Source organism: Mesorhizobium amorphae, from assembly GCF_014843845.1.
Taxonomy (GTDB): Bacteria; Pseudomonadota; Alphaproteobacteria; order Rhizobiales; family Rhizobiaceae; genus Mesorhizobium; species Mesorhizobium amorphae_A.
Window position 1 is genome coordinate 1 of record NZ_JHQS01000096.1, and the last position, 916, is coordinate 916.

At 65.2% G+C, this 916-nt stretch carries 1 protein-coding gene; it reads right to left on the reverse strand.

Annotation, left to right across the window (positions count from 1 at the left end; all coding sequences use genetic code 11):
• A partial coding sequence (gene tuf, locus DH08_RS30160; RefSeq protein ID WP_192182900.1) for an elongation factor Tu occupies positions 1–916 on the reverse strand: 916 nt, incomplete at both ends.

Consider the following 916-nt stretch of genomic DNA (forward strand, 5'->3'; position numbering starts at 1 on the left):
TGCGGCCGCCTTCACGGATGGCGAAGCGCAGCTTCTCTTCCATGGCGATCGGCACGATCAGCTCGACATCGACCGTGATGTTGTCGCCGGGCATCACCATCTCGGTGCCTTCCGGCAGCGACACGATGCCGGTCACGTCGGTGGTGCGGAAGTAGAACTGCGGACGGTAGTTGGTGAAGAACGGCGTGTGACGGCCACCTTCATCCTTGGTCAGGATGTAGGCTTCGGCCACGAACTTCTTGTGCGGCTTCACCGTGCCCGGCTTGGCCAGGACCTGGCCGCGCTCGACGCCTTCACGATCAACGCCGCGCAGCAGCGCGCCGATGTTGTCGCCGGCCTGGCCCTGGTCGAGCAGCTTGCGGAACATCTCGACGCCCGTGCAGGTCGTCTTGGTGGTCGGACGGATGCCGACGATTTCCAGCTCTTCGCCGACCTTGACCACGCCACGCTCGACGCGGCCGGTCACCACCGTGCCGCGGCCCGAGATCGAGAACACGTCTTCGATCGGCATCAGGAACGGCTTGTCCAGCGGTCGGACCGGCGTCGGGATGTAGGCGTCGACCTGAGCCATCAGCTCGCGGATCGCGTCCTCGCCGATCGTCTTGTCGGAGTCTTCCAGAGCCGCCAGCGCTGAACCCTTGACGATCGGAATGTCGTCGCCGGGGAATTCGTTCTTGGTCAAGAGTTCGCGAACCTCGAGCTCGACCAGTTCGAGCAGCTCGGCGTCGTCGACCTGGTCGACCTTGTTCAGGAACACCACGATCGACGGCACGCCGACCTGGCGGGCCAAGAGGATGTGCTCGCGGGTCTGCGGCATCGGGCCGTCGGCGGCCGACACGACCAGGATCGCGCCGTCCATCTGCGCGGCACCGGTGATCATGTTCTTCACATAGTCGGCGTGGCCGGGGCAGTCGAC